General features: G+C 63.6%; 19 protein-coding genes and 1 tRNA gene. 12 read left to right on the forward strand and 8 right to left on the reverse strand.

Annotated features, from left to right (window positions below; all coding sequences use genetic code 11):
- The first annotated feature begins 232 nt into the window (after positions 1 to 232).
- From LB532_RS08680 to LB532_RS08690, 3 genes are read left to right on the forward strand one after another with little or no spacing between them, the layout of a single operon-like run.
- On the forward strand, positions 233 to 1351 hold the full coding sequence (locus LB532_RS08680) for a DUF2157 domain-containing protein (RefSeq protein WP_140638937.1): 1119 nt from the start codon (positions 233 to 235) through the stop codon (positions 1349 to 1351).
- Complete coding sequence (locus tag LB532_RS08685) at positions 1348 to 1932, forward strand: GDYXXLXY domain-containing protein (protein WP_140638936.1); 585 nt, start codon at positions 1348 to 1350, stop codon at positions 1930 to 1932. The genes LB532_RS08680 and LB532_RS08685 overlap by 4 nt, the downstream gene beginning before the upstream one ends.
- A gap of 13 nt (positions 1933 to 1945) precedes the next feature.
- Positions 1946 to 2356 carry a hypothetical protein gene (locus LB532_RS08690; RefSeq protein WP_224556618.1) on the forward strand — a complete coding sequence of 137 codons (411 nt, stop codon included), beginning with the start codon at positions 1946 to 1948 and terminating at the stop codon, positions 2354 to 2356.
- A 67-nt stretch (positions 2357 to 2423) separates the two neighbouring features.
- Here the strand turns inward: LB532_RS08690 and LB532_RS08695 are convergent.
- Positions 2424 to 2508, reverse strand: a tRNA-Leu gene (locus LB532_RS08695).
- Positions 2509 to 2944: 436 nt separating this feature from the next.
- Between LB532_RS08695 and tig the strand changes: the two genes are divergently transcribed.
- Together tig and LB532_RS08705 are read left to right on the forward strand one after the other, a co-directional pair.
- Entirely contained in the window at positions 2945 to 4420 is a 1476-nt protein-coding gene (gene tig / locus LB532_RS08700) for a trigger factor (RefSeq protein ID WP_140551476.1), read from the forward strand.
- Positions 4421 to 4583: 163 nt separating this feature from the next.
- On the forward strand, positions 4584 to 5102 hold the full coding sequence (locus LB532_RS08705; protein ID WP_140638935.1) for a hypothetical protein: 519 nt from the start codon (positions 4584 to 4586) through the stop codon (positions 5100 to 5102).
- A 44-nt stretch (positions 5103 to 5146) separates the two neighbouring features.
- Here LB532_RS08705 and LB532_RS08710 read toward each other — a convergent pair whose 3' ends face one another.
- Positions 5147 to 5827: a GntR family transcriptional regulator gene (locus LB532_RS08710; RefSeq protein ID WP_140638934.1), complete on the reverse strand. Its 681-nt coding sequence runs from the start codon at positions 5825 to 5827 to the stop codon at positions 5147 to 5149.
- A 216-nt stretch (positions 5828 to 6043) separates the two neighbouring features.
- Here LB532_RS08710 and LB532_RS08715 point away from each other — a divergent pair, with 216 nt between their 5' ends.
- From LB532_RS08715 to LB532_RS08745, 7 genes are all read left to right on the forward strand, one after another.
- Positions 6044 to 7171 (forward strand): sugar ABC transporter substrate-binding protein, encoded by a 1128-nt coding sequence (locus LB532_RS08715; protein ID WP_140638933.1) that lies wholly within the window; start codon positions 6044 to 6046, stop codon positions 7169 to 7171.
- A 76-nt stretch (positions 7172 to 7247) separates the two neighbouring features.
- A complete protein-coding gene (locus LB532_RS08720; RefSeq protein WP_140639225.1) occupies positions 7248 to 8789 on the forward strand; it encodes a sugar ABC transporter ATP-binding protein in 1542 nt (513 codons plus the stop codon).
- On the forward strand, positions 8786 to 10852 hold the full coding sequence (locus tag LB532_RS08725) for an ABC transporter permease (protein WP_140638932.1): 2067 nt from the start codon (positions 8786 to 8788) through the stop codon (positions 10850 to 10852). Before LB532_RS08720 ends, LB532_RS08725 begins: the two co-directional genes overlap by 4 nt.
- A gap of 13 nt (positions 10853 to 10865) precedes the next feature.
- A complete protein-coding gene (locus LB532_RS08730) occupies positions 10866 to 11672 on the forward strand; it encodes an SDR family oxidoreductase (protein WP_140638931.1) in 807 nt (268 codons plus the stop codon).
- Positions 11673 to 11682: 10 nt separating this feature from the next.
- Entirely contained in the window at positions 11683 to 12630 is a 948-nt protein-coding gene (locus tag LB532_RS08735; protein WP_140638930.1) for a 3-hydroxyacyl-CoA dehydrogenase, read from the forward strand.
- On the forward strand, positions 12627 to 13589 hold the full coding sequence (locus LB532_RS08740; RefSeq protein WP_140638929.1) for a 3-keto-5-aminohexanoate cleavage protein: 963 nt from the start codon (positions 12627 to 12629) through the stop codon (positions 13587 to 13589). The genes LB532_RS08735 and LB532_RS08740 overlap by 4 nt, the downstream gene beginning before the upstream one ends.
- A gap of 41 nt (positions 13590 to 13630) precedes the next feature.
- Positions 13631 to 14509 carry an SMP-30/gluconolactonase/LRE family protein gene (locus LB532_RS08745; protein WP_140638928.1) on the forward strand — a complete coding sequence of 293 codons (879 nt, stop codon included), beginning with the start codon at positions 13631 to 13633 and terminating at the stop codon, positions 14507 to 14509.
- Positions 14510 to 14576: 67 nt separating this feature from the next.
- Here the strand turns inward: LB532_RS08745 and LB532_RS08750 are convergent, their stop codons facing one another.
- From LB532_RS08750 to LB532_RS08775, 6 genes are read right to left on the reverse strand one after another with little or no spacing between them, the layout of a single operon-like run.
- The gene (locus LB532_RS08750) at positions 14577 to 15893 is read right to left on the reverse strand and encodes a M20 family metallopeptidase (RefSeq protein ID WP_140638927.1); all 1317 of its coding nucleotides are present in this window, start codon (positions 15891 to 15893) and stop codon (positions 14577 to 14579) included.
- A 2-nt stretch (positions 15894 to 15895) separates the two neighbouring features.
- Positions 15896 to 16852: an ABC transporter permease gene (locus LB532_RS08755; protein WP_140638926.1), complete on the reverse strand. Its 957-nt coding sequence runs from the start codon at positions 16850 to 16852 to the stop codon at positions 15896 to 15898.
- Positions 16849 to 17796 carry an ABC transporter permease gene (locus LB532_RS08760; RefSeq protein WP_224556619.1) on the reverse strand — a complete coding sequence of 316 codons (948 nt, stop codon included), beginning with the start codon at positions 17794 to 17796 and terminating at the stop codon, positions 16849 to 16851. The genes LB532_RS08755 and LB532_RS08760 overlap by 4 nt, the downstream gene beginning before the upstream one ends.
- Positions 17797 to 17843: 47 nt before the next feature.
- Positions 17844 to 18830, reverse strand: a complete 987-nt coding sequence (locus LB532_RS08765; RefSeq protein ID WP_140638925.1) for an autoinducer 2 ABC transporter substrate-binding protein — start codon at positions 18828 to 18830, stop codon at positions 17844 to 17846.
- A 31-nt stretch (positions 18831 to 18861) separates the two neighbouring features.
- A complete protein-coding gene (locus tag LB532_RS08770) occupies positions 18862 to 19632 on the reverse strand; it encodes an ATP-binding cassette domain-containing protein (protein ID WP_140638924.1) in 771 nt (256 codons plus the stop codon).
- A 27-nt stretch (positions 19633 to 19659) separates the two neighbouring features.
- Entirely contained in the window at positions 19660 to 20436 is a 777-nt protein-coding gene (locus LB532_RS08775; RefSeq protein ID WP_140638923.1) for a glutamine amidotransferase, read from the reverse strand.
- Between the last annotated feature and the right edge of the window lie 24 nt (positions 20437 to 20460).

A 20460-nucleotide genomic window follows, 5' to 3' on the forward strand; every position in this document is an offset into this window, starting at 1 on the left:
ATTTCTCGTTTCGTCTTTTCTTGCGGATCATTCCGTTTGTGTACAAACCATAAATAGGCGGGCCCATATCGATTTAAAAGCGCTATGGCTGCATGGCAGCAATGCAAATTGTGCAATGCAACATTAACAAGCCTTCACGGACCTGACACAAAGAAGCCAGAATCAGAAAGTGCCGTGACGTCAACGGTTTGGCAGCTCCAGCTGAAAAACCGACCAAGCAGCGGGGGAAGGCATGGCGGGCTACGCGACACGGGTCAGGTCGGACATTGCGCGATGGCTCGAGGCCGGACTGATCGACGCCCCGACGGCCGATGCATTGAGGCGCGATGTCGAGATCAACGCCCGCCAGTCATTGAGCTTCGGTTCGATTCTGGCGATGATGGCGGCGCTGCTGTTCGGCGCGGCCATCCTGATCTTCATCGCCGCCAACTGGGAAGCCATTCCGCGGCTGGCGCGCGTTGCCGCGCTCTTTGCCGTCATCCTTGGCGGCTATGTCGGCGGTGCGGTGCTGAAAACCCGCGACCATGCGGCGATCGGCGAGGCGTTGTGGATCGTGGCGGCTGCTGCTTTCGGCGGGTCGATCGCGCTGATCGGCCAGATGTACCATCTGTCGGGGGACGAGGCCTCGGCCTTGATCACCTGGGGCGCTGGCACCGCATTGGCGGCGGTGGCGCTGCGGTCCAACCCGCTGACCGTCGCCGCGGTCGGCATCGCCGATGCCTGGCTGTTCCTGAAAGGGTTCGACTATTTCAACCGCAGCCAGTTTCCGCACCTCTTCCTCGTCATGGCGGCTGTGCTGTTCGCCGTCTCGTTCTGGACCCGCAGCCAGGCGGCGCGGCACCTGATCATCCTGTCTCTGCTCTTCTATCTTGTGCTGGTCGCCGTGGATCACGAGACGCTGCCGGTGGCGATCCCGCTGGTCATCGTGTCGGTATTGTTGTTCGTGGCTTCCGTCTTCGCGCCGGAACCGGTCGACAGGATCGTGCAGCTTGGCGGCCGCTTGCCGCTACATGCGCTGCTTGGCTTCCTCACCGGCCTGGCCATCATCCAGTTCGAACTGGCCGACGAAAGCAGCTACAACAGCGGTTTCGCCATTGCCTCGGTCGTCGCGCTGGCCGGCATCGTCGCCGCCATTGTGCTCGCAGGGCGTGAAAGCCGTGGCCTGCGCTGGCTTGCCTATCTCGGTTTCGCCTTCGAACTCGCCATGATCTATGTCGTGACCCTGCAATCGATGCTCGACACGGCCGGCTTCTTCCTTGCCGCGGCGGTGCTGCTTGGCATCCTGGCGATCGTCATCATCCGCGTGGAGAAACGCATGAAGGATCCGGCCACCGGAGGAGCCACGGCATGATGACCGGGAAGAGGCTTGTTATCTCGGCGCTGGTCCTGGCGCTTGTCCAGATCGGCTTTCTGGGGTGGATCATCGCCGGCCGGGCGGCGATCCTGCGCAGCGGCAAGGAAGTGCTGCTGAAGATCGAGCCTGTCGATCCGCGCGACCTGCTGCGCGGCGACTATGTCATGCTCGCCTACGAGATCTCGCGCATACCCGTGACGATGATCGCCAACATCCCGGCCGGAAAACTTTCCAGCGACGACACCTCGATCGTCGTCCGCCTGAAGAAGAACGCCGACGGCTACTGGACGCCGAGCGCCGCCTGGTTCGGCGCCGCGCCGACACCGGCCGGTGCCAACGAGGCCGATATTCGCGGTCATGTAGCAGAAGGTTGGGATCTTCGCGGCGAGGGAATGACGATCGCGCCGGATTACGGCATCGAACGGTTCTACCTGCCGGAAGGCGCAGGGATGGCAATCCAGAACGACATGCGGGTACGCCCGTTCGGGATCCGTCTTGCGCTGGCCAGCGACGGCACCGCCCAGATCAAGGCGCTGGTGGACGGCGACAAGACACTGTTTCAGGAGCCGCTATATTAAGGTGTGCTACGGGGTGGCCGCCATCCATAGCTTGAAGAGCGAAGGGCGGCGCGGCCTCGAAGCTCACGCCGTGGAGTGGCTGGAACGTCCTGAACGTCGATCGATCCCAGGGCCATTTCCGGCATTCGCGTCTCGCCACTGGATTGTGTTGCATGATCGGTATACGCTCAACGCTGGCGGTGGTATTCAGAAAGATGGAAAGCCCATGGCGACGGGGTACTTGGACCACCAGTTGGAGTGCCCCTTTTGCGGCACGATAAGACTGCGGATTCCTGCCGATGCCGAACCTTCGACGAGCATCCGGTGCGACGACTGCGGTCAGTATCTTGGTACATGGGACGAGCTGCAGGATGATTTCCAGCGCCAAGGCGGTAATGACGGCATCTTCCGCCTCGACAAGGGGCGCATCAAGAAGCTCGCCTAAGACGGTTTCCTGATTTTTTGCCGGGAGCCGCGGACTAGCCGCGAAACATTGTCATGCCGGCATTCAGTGGTGCGCGTGAAGGGACTCGAACCCCCAAGCCTTGCGGCGGCAGGACCTAAACCTGCTGTGTCTACCAGTTCCACCACACGCGCCTCAGGCGGGCTGTAGCAGAGCCTCGGCGGACTTGTCGAGGTCTCGGGAGTGAGGTGAGATACCGCATCGTCGCCATCCCTGCCGGTTCGTCACGTCCGCATGGTTCCGGCGATAGCCATCATTCTGTCAATGTCAGGGCCGAAATGATGGTTATTCGCCTAAACGCGAAGATGGTTGAAAATTGGCCTCGCCTGTGACAAAAGGCGTGTCGAATGTGACGGGACGCGACGATCCGCTTCTGCAAAATGTGATAAGAAGTAGGAAAAACAAAGACTTATTCACATTTTGGAACGCAGTTTGGAAGAGTTTGAGCCGTATTTCCGGTCAAATCGCCAGGTTCCGTACCAAAAGCCATTCCCGGCAAGATTATACCGGCAGGCTGTGAACGGCGGAGAGCCGTTTGGCAGCCTCATTGGTGGAAACAAAGGTTTTACGATGCAGGTCACCGAAACACTCAATTCCGGTCTCAAGCGCGAGATCAAGATCACCGTGCCGGCTGGTGACATGGAAGCCAAGCTGATGGCGCGGTTGACCGACGCCAGGAACAAGGTTCGCATCAACGGCTTCCGTCCCGGCAAGGTGCCGGTGCAGCACCTGCGCAAGGTCTATGGCAAGTCGTTCATGGCCGAGGTGGTCAACGAGATCCTCAACGATTCGACCCGGTCGATCATTTCGGGCCGCGGCGAAAAAGCCGCCATGCAGCCCGAAGTCATCATGACCGAGGACGAGAAGGAAGCCGAGAAGATCCTGGCCGGCGGCGCCGACTTCGAATTCCGCCTCAATTACGAGATCATCCCGGCCATCGAGATCAAGGATTTTTCCGACATCAAGGTGACACGCCAGGTGTTCGACGTGCCTGAGGCCGAGATCGACGAGCAGGTCAAGCGCGTCGCTGAATCGGCGCGCAGCTACGAGCCGAAGACCGGCAAGGCGGCCGAAGGCGACCGTGTCAGCATCGACTATGTCGGCAAGATCGATGGCGAGGCCTTTGCCGGCGGCGCCGGCACCGATCAGCCGCTGGTGCTTGGCTCCAAGGAATTCATTCCGGGCTTCGAGGATCAGCTCATCGGCAGCAAGGCGGGCGACGAGAAGCAGGTCACCGTGACCTTCCCGGAAAACTACCAGGCGGCGCATCTGGCCGGCAAGGAAGCGACCTTCGACGTCACGGTCAAGGAAGTGTCCAAGCCGGGTGAGCTGGAAATCAATGACGAGACCGCGAAGAATCTCGGTCTGGAGTCGCTGGAACGCCTGCGCGAGATCGTGCGCGGCCAGATAGAGAGCCAGTTCGGCTCGATGACGCGCCAGAAGGTCAAGCGCCAGCTGCTCGACCAGCTCGACGCCGCCTATTCGTTCGAGGCGCCGTCGAAGCTCGTCGAGGCCGAGTTCAACAACATCTGGGCGCAGGTCAACCGCGATCTGGAAGCGGCTGGCCGCACCTTCGCCGATGAAGAGACGACCGAGGAAGAAGCCCGCGCCGAATATATGCGGCTCGCCGAGCGCCGCGTGCGCCTTGGCCTCGTGCTGGCCGAGATCGGCGAGAAGGCCGGGGTCACCGTGTCGGACGAGGAATTGCAGCGCGGCCTGTTCGAGCAGGTTCGTCGCTTTCCGGCCAACCAGCAGCAGGAAGCCTTCGAGTTCTACCGCAACAATCCCGAGGCGCTGAATGCGCTGCGCGCGCCGATGTTCGAGGAGAAGGTGGTCGATCACCTGCTCGGGCAGATCTCGGTCACCGACGTCAAGGTCAGCAAGGAAGAGCTGATGGCCGACGACGAGGAAGCCGAGACCGCGACCAAGGCGAAGCCGGCGAAGAAGGCCGCGTCGAAGAAGACTGAAGACAAGAAGAGCGACGACGCGGAAGAGCCGAAGAAGAAGGCAGCGCCGAAGAAGAAGGCCGCCAAGGACGCCGAATAAGTCCCGACTTGATGGAACTGACGAAGGCCGCCCCTCGAGGCGGCCTTTTTCGTTGCGAAATTGCAACAGCCAATCCGTTTCGCGGACGGTGACCATTGTCGATACCAAGCATTGATCACTATCTGCGCTCCTGCTGCAAACCACAGGGTTGTTGGAGGGGCGGTTGAGCCTATTCTTCGGAACGCGACGCGTCGTCGCCTTGGCGATCGTCCTGGCCTTTGCCTGCGATTTCGCCCAGGCCGATGCCGGCACCTGGCGCATCGGCACGGACGATGACGGCCTCGTCACGGCTTCGGTTCATGCCACCAACAAGCTGATCACCGGCGGTGGCGCCCTGAGCTATAGCCCGATCCTGACCATCGCCTGCCGCCCGGACAGCCAACCGCGCTGGACCGAATGGTTGCAATTGAACGACACCGTCACGGCCAATCGCAAGATCACCATGTCGGTCACCGTCGACGGCGACAACAAGTTCGACGAGAGCTGGTTGGTCGGCCCGCGCGGCCGCATGCTGGTGCGCGATGGCGCCGACGGCATAAAGCGCCTTGCCGCCGCGAACCGGCTCCAGCTTTCGTGGCGCTTCGGGCTGCTGTCGGGACGCGGCCAGGCCGATTTCGACCTGGCCGGATTCGATGAAGCGGTCAGCCAGCTTGCCGGCAGTTGCAACACCTCTATGCCTTGAACGTGTCCGCTGCGCGCTTTGGGCGCCGACGGAACTCATTTGGGCTATTTCAGCAGACCGACCAGAACGTCGAAGGCGGCGTCGATGTCGGCGCGGACCGCGGCCTTGACCGCTTCCGCGTCCCGGTCGCGCAACGCGGCGAACATCTTTTGATGGTGCGCGTTGGCAGTCGAGTAGTTTCCGGAATCATGCAGCATGTTGAAATAAGGACTGATCTGCAGCCACAGGTTCTCGATGATGTTGAGGATGTTCTCGGAGCCGGCCGCCCGGTAGATGGAAAAATGAAAGGCGTAGTTGGCGCGCAGATAGGACTTGACGTCTCCCGCCGCATTGGCCTGTTCGAGCGCGTCCAGATGCTGGCGCAACCGGGCGATAGCCTGGTCGTCCATGCGCTCGGCTGCCCATGCAGCGGCGATCGCCTCGATCTCGAAGCGGACGTTTCTCAGATCGACGAGGCGTGTGCGGCTGAGTGCGGGAATGCCGATCGAGCGGCCTGAAACCACCATCAGCGCGTTGGCGGCGGTCAGCCGCCGCAGCGCCTCCCTGACCGGCATCGGACTGACGCCGAAAGCATCGGCAAGGCTTTGCACCGTTACCATCTCGCCCGGCACGATGCTGCCGTCGAGGATCAATTCGGTGACATGGCGATAGACCCTGTCCTGCAAGGTCTCCTTGGACAGGGGCGCGATCTCGACACCCGGCTTTCTGAACGCCGCTCCAGCCATCTCCCCCTCAACCTTCCCGCGCAAGCTGCGCCATAACCCGTATCCGGAATGCAGGCTTCCGGCTGCGGCGTCAAGCGCCCCGGCCGTCGCCTGTCATGAGCATATTTCATCATTGATCTTTGATCAAATGATGATACGGTTGGGATATCGGATGGCAAGGTCACGTCTCGTGCCCTTGGGAGGCATCCGATCGTTCGGATCGGGAGGAGTTTCATAATGGGTATCGGATTGAAAGCCCGGCGGCTTGCGCTGCTGGCCGGCATGGCTGCCTGCGCCTTTGGCATTTCCGCGGCCGAGGCCGCCGAAAGGCACAAGATATTTCTGAGCATGAGCTACATCGGCAACGATTGGCAGGCCGAGGCGGCCAACATGGTCAAGGCCATGGCCGCTCACAAAAGCCTTGCCGACAAGGTCGACCTGCAAGTCCAGGTCGCCGGGCCCAATGCGCAACGCCAGATCCAGCAGATCAACGCCATGGTGCAAAGCGGCGCCGAGGCGATCGTCGTCTATCCGATCTCGCCGACCGCACTCAATCAGGTCGTGAAGAATGCCTGCGACAAGGGGGTCAAGGTCTTCGCCTACGACGCCGAGATCACGGAACCCTGCGCCTACAACGTCCATATCGACCAGTTGGAAGCGGGCCGGGTGACCGCCGAATGGCTCGTGAAGAAGCTCAATGGCAAGGGCAACATCATCGCCGTCACGGGCGTTCCCGGAACATCCGTCGACGACCAACGGACGAAGGCCGCCAAGGAGGTTTTCGCCAAGTACCCCGACATCAAGATCGTCGGCGAGGCTGTCGGCATGTGGAGCCAGGCGGTCGCCCGCACCGAACTTTCCAAAATTCTCGCCACGCGCAACTGGAGCGATATCAACGGGCTGTGGATGCAGGTCGGCTGCTTCACCGCCAATTCGATGCAGCTCGAGGCGGGCAAGAAGGCCAGCGAGCTTCTGCCTTGCGCCGGCGAAGGCTCCAATGGCGGCCGCATCCAGATGCTGCCGGAAGGCACGGAGGTCGAGGGCGCCGCTTCTCCCTACGCGCCACTCGGCGCGCCGCGCATTTCCTATGCCTCGCCGCCTTATTCCGGCGCGCTCGCCTTGAAGCTCGCCATCGAGGCGATCGAGGGCAAGGATGTGCCGAAAGCGACCATCCTGCCGCTGCCGATCGTCACCAACGAGACGATCAAGCTTTGCAACGAGGGCACCTGGGCGGAAATGAAGGCCGGATGCAACACCTTCAAGCCGTCGCTGGTTTCCAACCCAGGCTGGTTCGCCTCGATCTTCTCCGACCAGACGCCCGAGATCGGTCTCAACGCGGCGCTCGTCGGCCAACCCGAAGAGTAAGCTTCAGCAGTCCGTGCGCGTGGCGCGCTGTGTGGCTCCACGCGCATGCAGGCATGGCATGCCGGAACCGGGAATGATGACTTCAACAACGCATGTGCCGGCTATTGCCGTCAACGGCATACGCAAGGCGTTTGGGGCGACCGTCGCGCTCGACGACGTCTCTTTCGCGATCGCGCCCGGCAGCGTGCACGCCTTGCTGGGAGAGAACGGCGCCGGCAAGTCGACGCTGGTCAAGCTCCTATCGGGACTGGTGCGGCCCGATCAGGGCCAGATCAGCATCCTTGGCGCGCCGGCCGCGCTCGGTTCGCCGCGCGCCGCGCACGATCGCGGGGTGCAGACGGCGTTCCAGGAGATGACGCTGGTCCGCGACCTTAGCGTTCTCGACAATATGCTGCTGCCCTACGCGCCATCCGGCCCGACCGGATTGATCAGGCGGTCGGCCGCGCGCAAGGCGGTCGGACGGCACATCGCCGATCTCGGTTTTTCGGTCGATCTTGATGCCGAGGTGGCGACGCTCGATCTCGCGGTCCGCCAGAAGATCGAGATCGCGCGCGCCGTCTACCGGAAGCCGCGCATCCTGCTGCTGGACGAGCCGACCTCGACGCTTTCGGGCGGCGACGTCGAATGGCTGGGAACGATCATCGCGCGGCTCAAGGCCGCCGGAACGACGGTCGTGTTCATTACCCACCGCATGCGCGAGGTGCGGGCGTTCTGCGATACGTTGACCATCCTGCGGAATGGCCGCCACATCGTCACGGCACCTGTGGCCGACATCTCGGACGAGGATGTGATCGAGAAGATCATCGGCCGCGCTCTCGCGCAGACCTTTCCGCCAAAGCCCGAGGGTGCGGCGGTCTTCGGTCCGCCGGTGCTCGGCGTACGCGATCTCAAGGCGGGCAGAAAACTCGACGGCGCCAGTTTCGACCTGCGCAAGGGCGAAATCGTCGGGATCGCCGGACTTCAGGGCATGGGCCAGCTAGACCTGTTCCTCGCCTGCTTCGGCATGGCCGAGATCCAACGCGGCCACGTCATGGTCGACGGCCGCAAAGTGTGGCTCGGCTCGCCGGCCGATGCGCTGAGGCCCAACATGGCGATCGGGCTGGTGCCGGAGGATCGCAAGACCGAAGGCCTGTTCCTGAAATTGTCAGGCCGGCAGAACGCATCGCTGCCGGTGGTCGGCCGCTTCACCCGGCTCGGCTTGATCCGCGAGGAAGAGGAAGCACGGGCCGTGCAGGCGGCCTTCTCGACGGTCGAGGTGGACAGGCGTGCGCTGTGGACAAGAGCAGGCGCCTTTTCCGGCGGCAACCAGCAGAAGATCGCCATCGCCAAATGGCTGGTTGCCGAAAGCCGCATCCTGCTGCTCTTCGACCCGACCCGCGGCATCGATGTGGGCACCAAGCACGAGCTCTACGTGATGATGCGCGACTATGTGGCGGCCGGCGGGTCGATCCTGCTGCATTCGACCGAAATTCCCGAACTCGTCCATCAATGCGACCGCGTGCTCGTTCTCTATGACGGACGGCTGGTGGCCGAGCTCGCCGGCGACGAGATCACCGAGAGCGCGATCATGCGGCCGGCGCTGGGACATGGCGGCAATATGCTGGAGGCAGCACAGTGAGCGCGGTCGGTTCGTTAACAACCGGACAGGCCGGATCCCTGGTGCGCCTTCTGGCGCGGCATCGCGGCGCTATTATCGCGGCGATCGTCTTTGCAGTGCTGCTCGTCGTCGTCGACCTGATCAGCGCCGGGCGGCTCACCTATTTCGATATCTCGTTCCTGTCGAGCGGCGGCGCCACCTCGGCGCTGGCGGCGATGGGCCAGACCATCGTCATCCTGTCCGGCGGCTTCGACCTGTCGGCGGGCGCCGTGGTTTCGCTGGTCAACGTAGTGTTGGCCACGTCGATGGATCCGATGGCGACCGGAACGAGCGTCTGGCTGTGGACGCTGGCCGGCATTGGCGTCGGCATGCTCGTCGGGGCATTCAACGGCTTCTTCATCGCGGTGCTGCGCATGCAGCCCATCGTCGTCACGCTGTCGACCATGTTCATCTTGCAAGGCATCACACTGCTGGTCATGGACAAGCCCGGCGGCTTCGTCTCGCCCGATCTCGGCACTTTCTATCTCGGCGATGCGATCCCGGGCTGGTTGCCCATGCCGCTGGTCGTCATCGGCGCGGTCCTGCTGGCATGGTTCTGGCTGAAGGGCACGCGGTTCGGTACGGCGCTCTACGCGGTCGGCAGCGATCCAGATGCCGCGGCCGCGGTCGGCGTGCGCGTCGTTCTCGTGCGCTTCCTCGTCTATGTCATCGCCGGCGGCTGCTACGGGCTTGCGGGCGTGTTCATCAGCGCCCAGACCGGCAGCGGCGATCCGCTGGTCGGCAATCCGCTGCTGTTGTCGATGTTCGCCGCCGTCGTGGTCGGCGGCACGCGGCTCGGCGGCGGGCAGGGCGGCCCCTTCGGCACCGTCTTCGGCGCCTATATCCTGATGATGGTCGTCAACGTCCTGCTCGTGCTCAACGTCTCGGCCTATTATTCGACCATTGCCGAGGGCACTATCCTGATCCTTGCCGTGCTCGCGGGCTCGCTGTCGCATGGCTCCGTGCTGGCCTACCAGGTCCGCGCCTTGCGCGCGCGGCTTGCCGCCTGGCGCGCCGGCATGCTGCCGTCACAACTCGATCCCCGCGACCGCAGGCTGCGCATCACGCACAAAACGGCCGTTCCAGGACAGGCGCCCGGCTTTCGCGTGCGCAATGCCGAGGCGCTCCGCTACGCGCTGCCGGCCTATGTCTGCCTGGCCGTCGTCATGATCGTCACCCAGGTCTGGCTCGGCCGGGCCATCTTCAATCCCACCTACTGGAACTCGCTGTTCGTGCTGTCGAGTTTCCTTGCCGTGCTTGCGCTCGGGCAGGGCAGCGTCATCCTCACCGGCGGGCTCGACTTGTCGGTGCCGTGGACGATCGGCCTGTCGGGCATCCTCCTTGCCGGCTTGGTGAACGGATCGGACGCGGCACTCGTCTATGCGCTGCCGGTGGTGCTCGCCATCGCCTGTCTTATCGGACTGGCGAACGGCATCGGCATCGTTTTCCTCGGCATCTCACCGATCGTCATGACGCTCGCCACCAACGGCATCCTGCAAGGTTTCGCGCTTCTCTATTCGCAAGGCACGCCGGCCGGCTTCTCCTCGCCGATGCTGCGCTGGTTCATGACCGGCAAGATATGGGTGGTAACGCCCGTCGTGCCGTTCATGGTCGTCTTCGTGGCCCTTGCGGTGCTGCTGCTCGGTCGCACCGCCTTCGGCCGCAAGGTCTACGGCATCGGCAACAGCCCGCGCGCCGCCCAGCTTTCGGGCATTGCCGTCGGACGGACGCTGATCTTCGTTTATATGCTGTCGGCGCTGTGCGCGGCGATCGTCGGCGTCATGCTGACCGGCTTTTCCGGCCAGGCCAGCCTCGGCATGGGCGACGACTATCTCCTGCCGTCCATCGCCGTTGTCGTGGTCGGCGGCGCGCTGATCACGGGCGGGCGCGGGCACTATCTCGGTATGCTCGGCGGCGTGCTGCTGCTGACGGCGCTGCAGATGCTGCTGGCCGGCACGACGCTGCCCTACGCCACACGGGCGATCCTGTTCGGGCTGGTGGTGCTCGGTGCCGTCATGGCGCTGCGCGAAAGACGCATTCAATGAAGGGAATGGAATGATGAGCACGAGCGCACCCAAATCGCCGGCCGAATTCCTGGCAGGGCTCAAAGGGCAACGTGTCCTGGTAACGGCGGGCGCCGGCGGCATTGGCTTCGCCATTGCCGAAACACTGTCGCGGCTTGGTGCGCGCATCGTCGTGTGCGATGTATCCGACGAAGCCTTGGCGGCCGCTCCCAAGAAGATGACGCTTGTCGCGGCGGTCAAGGCCGACGTCTCGCGCGACGAGGATGTCGACCGGCTGTTCGAGGCGGTGAAGGAGAAACTCGGCGGCCTCGACGCTCTGATCAACAATGCCGGCATCGCCGGGCCGACCGGCGGCGTCGACGAAATCGATCCGGCCGACTGGCGGCGCTGTCTCGACATCGGCCTGACCGGCCAGTTCCTGTGCGCGCGGCGCGCCGTGCCGCTCATCAAGGCGGCCGGCGGTGGTTCGATCGTCTCGATGTCGTCGGCGGCCGGCCGCCACGGCTATGCGTTCCGCACGCCCTATTCTGCGGCCAAATTCGGTGTCATCGGCTTCACGCAGAGCCTTGCCAAGGAGCTCGGGCCGCACGGCATCAGGGTCAACGCCATCTTGCCGGGCATCATAGAGGGGCCGCGCATCGAGAGCGTCATCTCGGCACGGGCCAAACAGGTCGGCATCAGCCACCAGGAGATGACCGAACGCTATCTGCAGAACATCTCGTTGCGCCGCATGACCAGCCCGTATGACGTGGCGTCGATGGTCGCCTTCCTGCTGTCCGACGCGGGCATCAACATTTCAGGCCAGTCGCTCGGCGTCGACGGCAACGTCGAAACGCTTTGAGGAGCAAGCAATGGCCAAGGTTGCAATTGTCGGAAGCGGGTTCATCGGACGGGCCTGGGCGATCAGCTTCGCGCGCGCCGGCCATGATGTGCGCATGTGGGACCAGTCGCCGGTCGCGGCCGGCGGCGCACGCGACTACATAGAAGGCGTGCTCGGCGATCTAGCTTCGAACGACCTGCTGCGCGGACAGTCCGCGCACGCGGTGCTCGAGCGTATCTCCGTCGTGGGGGATATGGACGCGGCGCTGGCCGGTGCCGTGCATGTCCAGGAGAATACGCCGGAAAATCTCGAGGTGAAGCGCGAGGTGTTTTCGCGGATCGATTCCCTCTCTGATCCGCAGGCGGTGATCGCCAGTTCCACCTCGGCGCTGCTGCCGTCGAGATTCACCGATCATCTCCCGGGGCGGCACCGCTGCCTGGTCGTGCATCCGATCAACCCGCCCTACCTCATTCCGGCGGCGGAGGTGGTGCCGGCGCCGTGGACGTCCGCCGAGACGCTCGAAAGAACGCGGGCCTTCCTCATCGATGCCGGCCACGCGCCGCTGGTGATGAAGCGCGAGCTCGACGGCTTCATCATGAACCGGCTGCAAGGGGCGCTGCTCGAGGAAGCTTTCCGGCTTGTCGCCGACGGCTATGCCAGCGTCGAGGACGTCGATATCGGCATCCGCGACGGGCTGGCGCTGCGCTGGTCGTTCATGGGGCCCTTCGAGACCATCGACCTCAACGCGCCGGGCGGCGTGCGCGACTATGCCGAGCGCTACCAGGGCATCTATTCCAATATTTTTCCGCAGATGCTGCGCCGCGTCGACTGGGCGGGCGAGGTGATGGAAACCGTCGAGGCCGAACGTAGCAGGCGCTTGCCCCGGGAGAAGCTGGGTGATCGGCAGGTATGGCGGGATCGCCGGCTGATGGCGCTGGCGGCGCACAAGAAGAAATCGGATCAGGAGTTCGGACAATGAAGGAAACCAGCCGCAAGCCCGGCGCCACGACGGCCAGGGGCAAGGTCATCATCACCTGCGCGGTGACGGGGGCGATCCACACGCCGACCATGTCGCCTTACCTGCCGATCACGCCGGACCAGATCGCCTCGGAGGCAATCGCCGCCGCGGAAGCGGGTGCGGCGATCCTGCATCTGCATGCCCGCGATCCGGAGACCGGCAAGCCCGACCAGACGCCGGAGGCCTTTGCCCGTTTCCTGCCCCGCGTCAAGCAAGGCACCAATGCCGCCATCAACATCACTACCGGCGGCAGCCCCTATATGAAGGTCGAGGAGCGGGTGCGCCCGGCCGCCCAGTTCAAGCCGGAGGTGGCCTCGCTCAATATGGGCTCGATCAATTTCGGGCTCTATCACCTCGCCGACAAATACGAGACCTTCAAGTTCGACTGGGAAAAGCCTCATCTGGAAGCGACGCGCGATCTCGTCTTCCGCAACTCGTTCAAGGATATCGAGTACATCCTTGCCACCTGCTACGAGAATGGCACGCGCTTCGAGTTCGAGTGCTACGACATTGCGCATCTCTACAACCTCGCCCATTTCGCCGACCGCGGGCTGGTGAAGCCGCCCTTCTTCGTGCAGTCGGTGTTCGGTCTGCTGGGCGGCATCGGCACGCATCCGGAGGATGTCGCGCATATGAAGCGCACGGCGGACCGGCTGTTCGGCAACCAGTTCCGCTGGTCGGTGCTCGGCGCCGGCGCTAGCCAGTTACGCATCGCCGCGCAATCGGCAGCACTCGGCGGCAACATAAGGGTCGGGCTGGAGGACAGCCTGTGGGCCGGCAGGGGCAAGCTTGCCAAGTCGAATGCCGAGCAGGTCGTGCTGGCGCGCAAGATCATCGAGGGGCTCGGCATGGAGGTGGCGACACCGGACGAAGCGCGCGAGATCCTGTCGCTGAAGGGCGGCGACAAGGTCGCTTTCTGACGCACCCAATCGCTGCGCGAGCCAACAAAGAGGAGGATGGCATGAAGATCGAAGTCGTGGTGGACGTGAAGACCACGCTTGGCGAGGGACCGCTCTGGGACGTCGAGCAGGAGCGTCTCTACTGGATCGACAGTTTCGATGGGCGCGTGTTCCGCGCGACTGCCGACGGGCGCGAGATCCGCTGCTGGGACGTGCCGATGAAAATCGGCTCGATGGCGCTGCGCAAGGATGGCGGCGGCGCTGTCGTCTCGTTGCAGCGCGGTTTCCATCTGCTCGATTTCGCCACCGGCGAGGTGACGTTGATCCATGATCCGGAGCCGGACAAGCCGATGAACCGTCTCAACGACGGCAAGGTCGACCGGCGCGGCCGCTTCTTCGCCGGCTCGATGGACACTATGGAGGAGGGGCCGTCCGGCGGTCTCTATCGGCTCGACCCGGATTTTTCCGTCACCAGGATCGATTCCGGCATCATCTGCTCCAACGGTCCATGCTGGAGCCCCGACGACCGCACCTTCTATTTCGCCGACACCTGGACCGGTGAGATCTGGGCCTATGATTACGACCTCGCGACAGGTGCGGCCACCAACCGCCGCACCTTCGCTCGCGTCGACACCAGCCGCGGTGGTGCCGCCGACGGCTCGACCGTCGATGCCGAAGGCTGTCTGTGGAATGCGCTGGTCTATGATGGCCGCCTGGTGCGCTATGCGCCGGACGGCAGCATAGACCGTATCATCGACATGCCGGTGAAGAAGATCACCAGCGCCATGTTCGGCGGACCGAAGCTCGACACGCTCTACGTCACCTCCATGGCCAAGCCACCGCTGCCGCGTTTTCCCGGCGATGGCGTGCTGCGCGGCAGCCTGTTCGCCATCACCGGCCTTGGCGTGACCGGCGTTCCCGAACCGCGCTTTGGCGGGTGACGGGGAACTGCTTTGCTAAGCCCCGGATTGCTTCCGCAAGCTCCCCCGCCGCTCGCAGCCGGCTACGCTAGCGGCACCATTTCTCCACCGCGATGGCGATGGCCTTCGTACAGTCGACGAGATCGCGCACCGAAACGCGCTCGTTCGGCTGATGCGCCTGCGCCGGATCGCCAGGACCGAAGTTGACGGTCGGGGTGTGGCCCAGGCCGGTCGGCAGGCCGATGTCGCTGTGTGCGCCGAAGCCGCTCAGGGCCGGCGACAGGTCGGCTGCTTTGACGGCCTCCTGGAACAGGCCGACAAAGGGGTTGTCCGCCGGGATCTCGGCGCAATCGGCATCGAGGATCCATTCGACACGGGCAGGGCGCTTTCGCAGATAAGGATCCGCCTGACAGACATTGGCGATGTGCTCTTCGATTTCGCGTTTGACGTTGCCACCCAGCCTGAACTCGTCATGCTCGCTCGGCAGATACTGTGCGTCGATGATGATCTCGCCGCGTCCCGCCATGGAGGATGGATGTTCGCCGGCATTGATCTGGGTGACGATGATCTGGTTGGGCAGGTCCATCAGCGGGTGGTTCTTCCTGGGATCGAACATCCAGCGCCGGTTGAGGATGTCGATGCCGTCGAGGATCTGCCGGCAAAGCTGGACGGCGTCGACCGGGCCGCTCGAATACCAGGAGTTCGGCGTCAGTTCGGCATGGCCGCCTATGCCGTCTATGATGATCTTGCCCCACAGAATGCCGTGACAAAGCGGTGCGATCCTGTTCGCCGTCGGTTCCGTCATGATGCCGGCGTCGGCGCGAAAGCCCCGATCGACCATGGCGAGCGAGCCCATGCCGCCGATTTCCTCGTCAACGACGGTGGTGAAGACGACGTCCCCAGACAAGGGAACCTCGAGCTCCTTCAGGATCTCGACGGCCATCAGCATGCAGGCGACGCCGCCCTTCATGTCGACCGTGCCGCGACCGTGCAGGTATCCGTCCTTCAGGACAGGCTGGAAGGGATCGGTGGTCCAGTGGCCGGCGGCACCCGGCGGCACGACGTCGATATGGCCGGTCAGCATGATGGATCGCCCGCCGCCGGTGCCTTTCAAAACGCCGCCGAGATTGGGCCGGCCCTCGAACGTCCTGCCCTTGTTGGCGCCGGCACGTCCCTTGTATTTTTCGTAGAGCGCCGGGCCGTCCGGATCCCAGAGATCGGTCGAGAAGCCGAGCGCCTCAAGGCGCTTTTGCAGGTAGAGCTGGCAATCCCGCTCGCCGGGGCCGGCCTCCTTCGGATTCGATTTCACGATCGAGGGGAAGGCGACGAGATCGCTCAGCGTCTTCACGATGCGCTCGGCGGCTGCCTCGACGCGCGCGGCGATGGTCTCTTCCATGGAAGGCATTGTTATCTCCAACGTTGGGAAAGTCGGTCGGCGAGAAGGACGAAAACCAGAAGGGCGCCGACAATCCCCACCTGCCAGACCGTGTTGATGTTCAATTGCAAAAGGCCGGTCTTCAGCGTGACCAGCAGCAGGACGGCTGCGAACACGCCGCCGACGCCACCGCGCCCGCCAGTGATGACGATGCCTCCCAGCATGGCTGCGGTCAGGGATTCCAGTTCGAGGTTCTGGCCGATATTGGGCCTGCCGCTGCCGAGCCAGGCGAGAGAGACGAGCCCGGCCGCACCGGCAAGCGCGCCGCTCAGCACATAAAGGATGAAGCGCACGCGATCGACCGGAATGCCGACCAGTTTGGCCGAACGTTCATTGAAGCCCATGGCGTAGATCCAGCGTCCCCAAGCCGTCGAGAGCAGCACGAGACCGGCAAGCGCGAAACAGGGGACGGCGAGCGTAAGGAAAGGCACGGGGATGCCCATGATCGCACCGCGCCCCCAAACGAGCAGCCAGGCGGGCACGCCGGACTGCGCCGCACCGCCGGTGGCGGCAAGCGCCAGGCCGGAATAGACGAAGAATGTTCCCAGCGTCGCGATGAAGGGGAGAAGGGCGAGCCCGTTCACCAGCCATCCGTTCAAGGCACCGAGCACGGCGCCGGCCAGGATGCAGACGACTGGCAACAGAAGGGGCGGCAACCCCAGCTTCAGGGAAAGCATGGCAACGATCGCCGAGAGCGAAACGGCGCCGCCAACGGACAGGTCGATGCCCGCGCCCCCGGCCAGGACGACCAGCGCCTGTCCAAGGCCGACCAGGGCCAGGATCGTCGAAAATTGCAAAATTGTGGTGACGGTGCCGAGATTGAAGACCGAAGGCTTGAGCGCCAGCAGGCCGACAATAACGACCAGCCAGAGACCGCACAGCAGAGCCAAGGTGAGGGCGGGGCCCTGCAGGTTCCGGATCCTGTTCATGCGCGGGCTCGCAGGAATTGGGCAAACGGCAGCCGGTTGGAGACGGCTTCGAAGCCGAGCACGCCGATGATGAGAACACCGGTAACCACAGGCTGCCAAAGCGAGGGAACGCCGATCAAGAGCAATCCATTCTGGAGAATTCTCAGAAGCAGTACGCCGAAGACCGTGCCGATCAAGCTGCATCTGCCGCCCAATATGCTCGTGCCGCCGAGAATGACCGCGGCGATGGCATCGAGGGCCAGCGTGCTGCCGATCGTCATCTCCACATTGCGGTAGGTGGCGACGTAGAACGTGGCGGCAATGCCGGTCAGGACGCCGCTGATGACGAAGGTCATGAAGCGCACCTTGACCACGGGGATTCCCGACAGCCGCGCCTTTTCCTCGGAATTGCCGATCGCCAGCAGGTGCGGCCCGTAGGGGGTTCGCCGCAACGCCAGCCAGACGACCAGATAGGCGACGGCGATGACGATGGCTGGGACCGGAATGCCGAGTACGGTGGTTGCCAGAAGATTGGTGAGACTCGAGGGCAGGCCGGAGAGCCACTGCCCGCCGAGAAGGACAAAGACGGCGGTGCGGTAGACGCCAAGCAGGCCGAGCGTTCCCACGATTGCCGGGACGCGGCCGAGGACGACGACGGTGGCCGTCACGCAGCCGAGCAGCGCACCGACCGCAGGGCCAGCGATGATCGCCAGCAGCGGATTGCCCTCGGCTCCGAGCACACGGCCGATTGCTATTGCCGCCAGGCCCATGACGATGCCGATCGAGACGTCGATGCCGCCCATGGCAAGCAGCAAGGTCATGCCAAGGCCGATCAACAGCAGTTCGACGCTGTTGCGCAGGACGGTCGCCGCATTGCCTGGCGTCGCGTAGTGGGGCGATGCGACAGAAAAGATGACGATCGCCAGGAGACAGGCGGCAAGCAGGGACCACTCCCGCCCGTTCATGGCCAAAACGCCGTTTCCAAACTGTCGCACCGTGTTCATCCCAAGGCTCAGAAGTTGAACTTGTCGACATTGTCCTTGGTGAAGACAGCCGGCGGCCCCAGCAGCAGGATGCCCTTGGTAGCATCATAGGTGGCGGGCTTTTCGAGGCCGGCGATCTTGTTCTCGGCTTCGAAGCTCTTGCCGTCGATCAACTGCTTGCCGGCCCAGACCGTGAGATAGCCCAGTTGCTCGGGATCCCACAGCACGGTAAAGCCGAAGGCGCCGCTCTTCAGGTAGGATCGCGCCGTGTTCGGACTGCAATAGCCCGTGCCGATGACGGAGCCGATCTTACCGGCGGTTTCGATGGCTTGGGCAACGCCCGGACAGGTCGAGGATGCGACGGCGATGATGGCCTTGATGTCGGGATTGGCGGCCATGAGATCGCCTGATATCTGCGCGGCGCGCTCGGCCGTGCCGCCGGCAAATTGCGGAGCAAGCAGTTTCAGCTTCGGATATTTGGTGCTGGCCTCTTTCTGCATGAAGCCGATCCAGGCGTTGAGATTGGACGCCGTCGCCTCGCCGGAGACGATGCCGATCGTGGCGTCCTCGCCGACGCGCTTCACCAGCTCGTCGATGATCGTCGTGCCGAGCCCTTCGTCGGTCGCTTGCGCCACATAGACGGCACGGCCGCTGTCGGGTGCATCGCTGTCGCTGGTGAAAAGCTTGATGCCCTTGGCCTTGGCGCTCTCGACGACGGGCGCGATGCTGGAGGCATCCAGCACGCTGACCGAGATCGCCTGGACACCCTGGTCGATCAGGTTCTGCACGATCTGCAACTGATCGACCGGGTTGGTGTCGACGGGGCCGGAATAAATGAAATCGACGCCCAGGTCCTTGGCGGCGCGATTGCCGCCGGCTTCCATGGCATTGAAGTAGGGGATGCCGATCAATTGCGGGACGAAGGCGACCTTGGGCTTGTCGGCGGCATGGGCCGCCGTGGCGACCACGAGTGACAGCACGGAAACGGCGAGCGCCTTTTTGAGTTGAGAAAGCATTGGTTTATCCTCTCTGGAATGGACGTGCATTTCAGTTTGATTTTTCAAGCGCCCGCACGTCGGGATGGGCGCCTGTTATGAGCGAAACGACTTCCTCGTGACTGGTCTCGGCCGCCAGCCGCTCGGCCACCTTGCGGCCGCGCCGGAACACCACGATGCGGTCGGCAACCTCGAACACTTCGGAAATGTTGTGGCTGATGAGGACGACGGCGCAACCGCGCGCGGCAAGCCGCCGCGTCAGTGCCAGGACCTTGCGGGTTTCGGCGACGGCGAGTGCCGCCGTGGGCTCGTCCATGATGACCAGCCTGGCATTCAGATTAAGCGCCCGGCAGATGGCCACGGCCTGGCGCTGACCGCCGGACAGGCTGCCGACGGGTGCTTCCGGATCGGAAATATGCGCGTCGAGCTCTTTCAACAGGCCATCGACGCGCTGGCGCATCTCCTTGCGCTTCAGGAAGGGAATACCCAAAATGGAGCGTTTCAATTCGCGGCCGAGAAAGACGTTTTCGGCAATCGACAGGTTTTCCGAGAGCGCCAGTTCCTGAAAGATCGTCGCGATCCCCGACGATGCTGCGTCCTTGGGCGAGGAGAAAGCCACCGGATTGCCCTCGATGAGAAGCTTTCCATCGCTGGGCGGATGGGCGCCCGCCAGGATCTTGATGAAGGTGGATTTGCCGGCGCCGTTGTCGCCGAGAAGCGCCAGCACCTCGCCGGAGCGGATCTCCAGGTCGACATCGGCAAGCGCGGTCAGAGCGCCGAAGCGCTTGGCGATATTTCTGGCGACAAGAAACGGTTCTGTCATGGCGGTTCCCCGGCGGTTGCTGGTCGGCTAGACGGCCTTGCTGACCCAGCGCAGCACGTTGGTCCAAAGATGCGCATAGCCCGGCCATTCCACGAAGCTGTTGGGCAGCCAATGCGGGCCGATATCCGACGTCCAGGCCAGCGTGCGGCCCTGGCCATGGCGGCCGGTGACCAGCAGCGGATGGCCGCCCTGATCCTGCGGCAACCGTGCGAGGATTTCGACGTCGTCGCGATCGCGAGCAATGACCTCGTTGGCGCCGAGCAGCAGCGGCCATTCGCCTTCGATGCCGGCAAAGATCGGGTGATCCTTGGGGCCGGTGATTTCAGGCCGGAACCCTTCGGGAATCTCGAGCCGGTCGTCATAGGGAAGGCAGGTCACCGGCAGCGCCTCCTCGACGGCCGTGCGGTGCCAGCGCGCCTTGCCGTCGATACCCTGGAAGGAGAAATAACCACCGATCATGACCAGGCCGCCGCCGGCCTGGGTCCAGTCGCGCAGAAGCTTGAGCCGGTTGGGCACTGTCTTGCCGTGCAGCCAGACATCGGGGTGAAGCAGCAGCGAGTTCGCGCCGATGTCGGAGAGGATGATGGCCTTGTATTGCGACAGGCCCTCCATGGTGAAGGGCAGCTTTTCGACGGCTTCATGGGCCGGCATGTAGTCGAGGTCGAATTCGCTGCCCTTCAAGGCATCGACCAGCGGCGTCGCGCCCAGGTGAAAGGTGACGCTGCCGAACTGATCGAACCCCTTGTAGTGGGTCGCCGAACTCATCCAGCTCTCGCCGACCAGAAGCACTCTTGTTTTCGCCATGATCAATACTCTCCTGGGTTCCCG

The sequence above is a fragment of the Mesorhizobium sp. ESP-6-2 genome (assembly GCF_020164675.1).
Classification (GTDB): domain Bacteria; phylum Pseudomonadota; class Alphaproteobacteria; order Rhizobiales; family Rhizobiaceae; genus Mesorhizobium.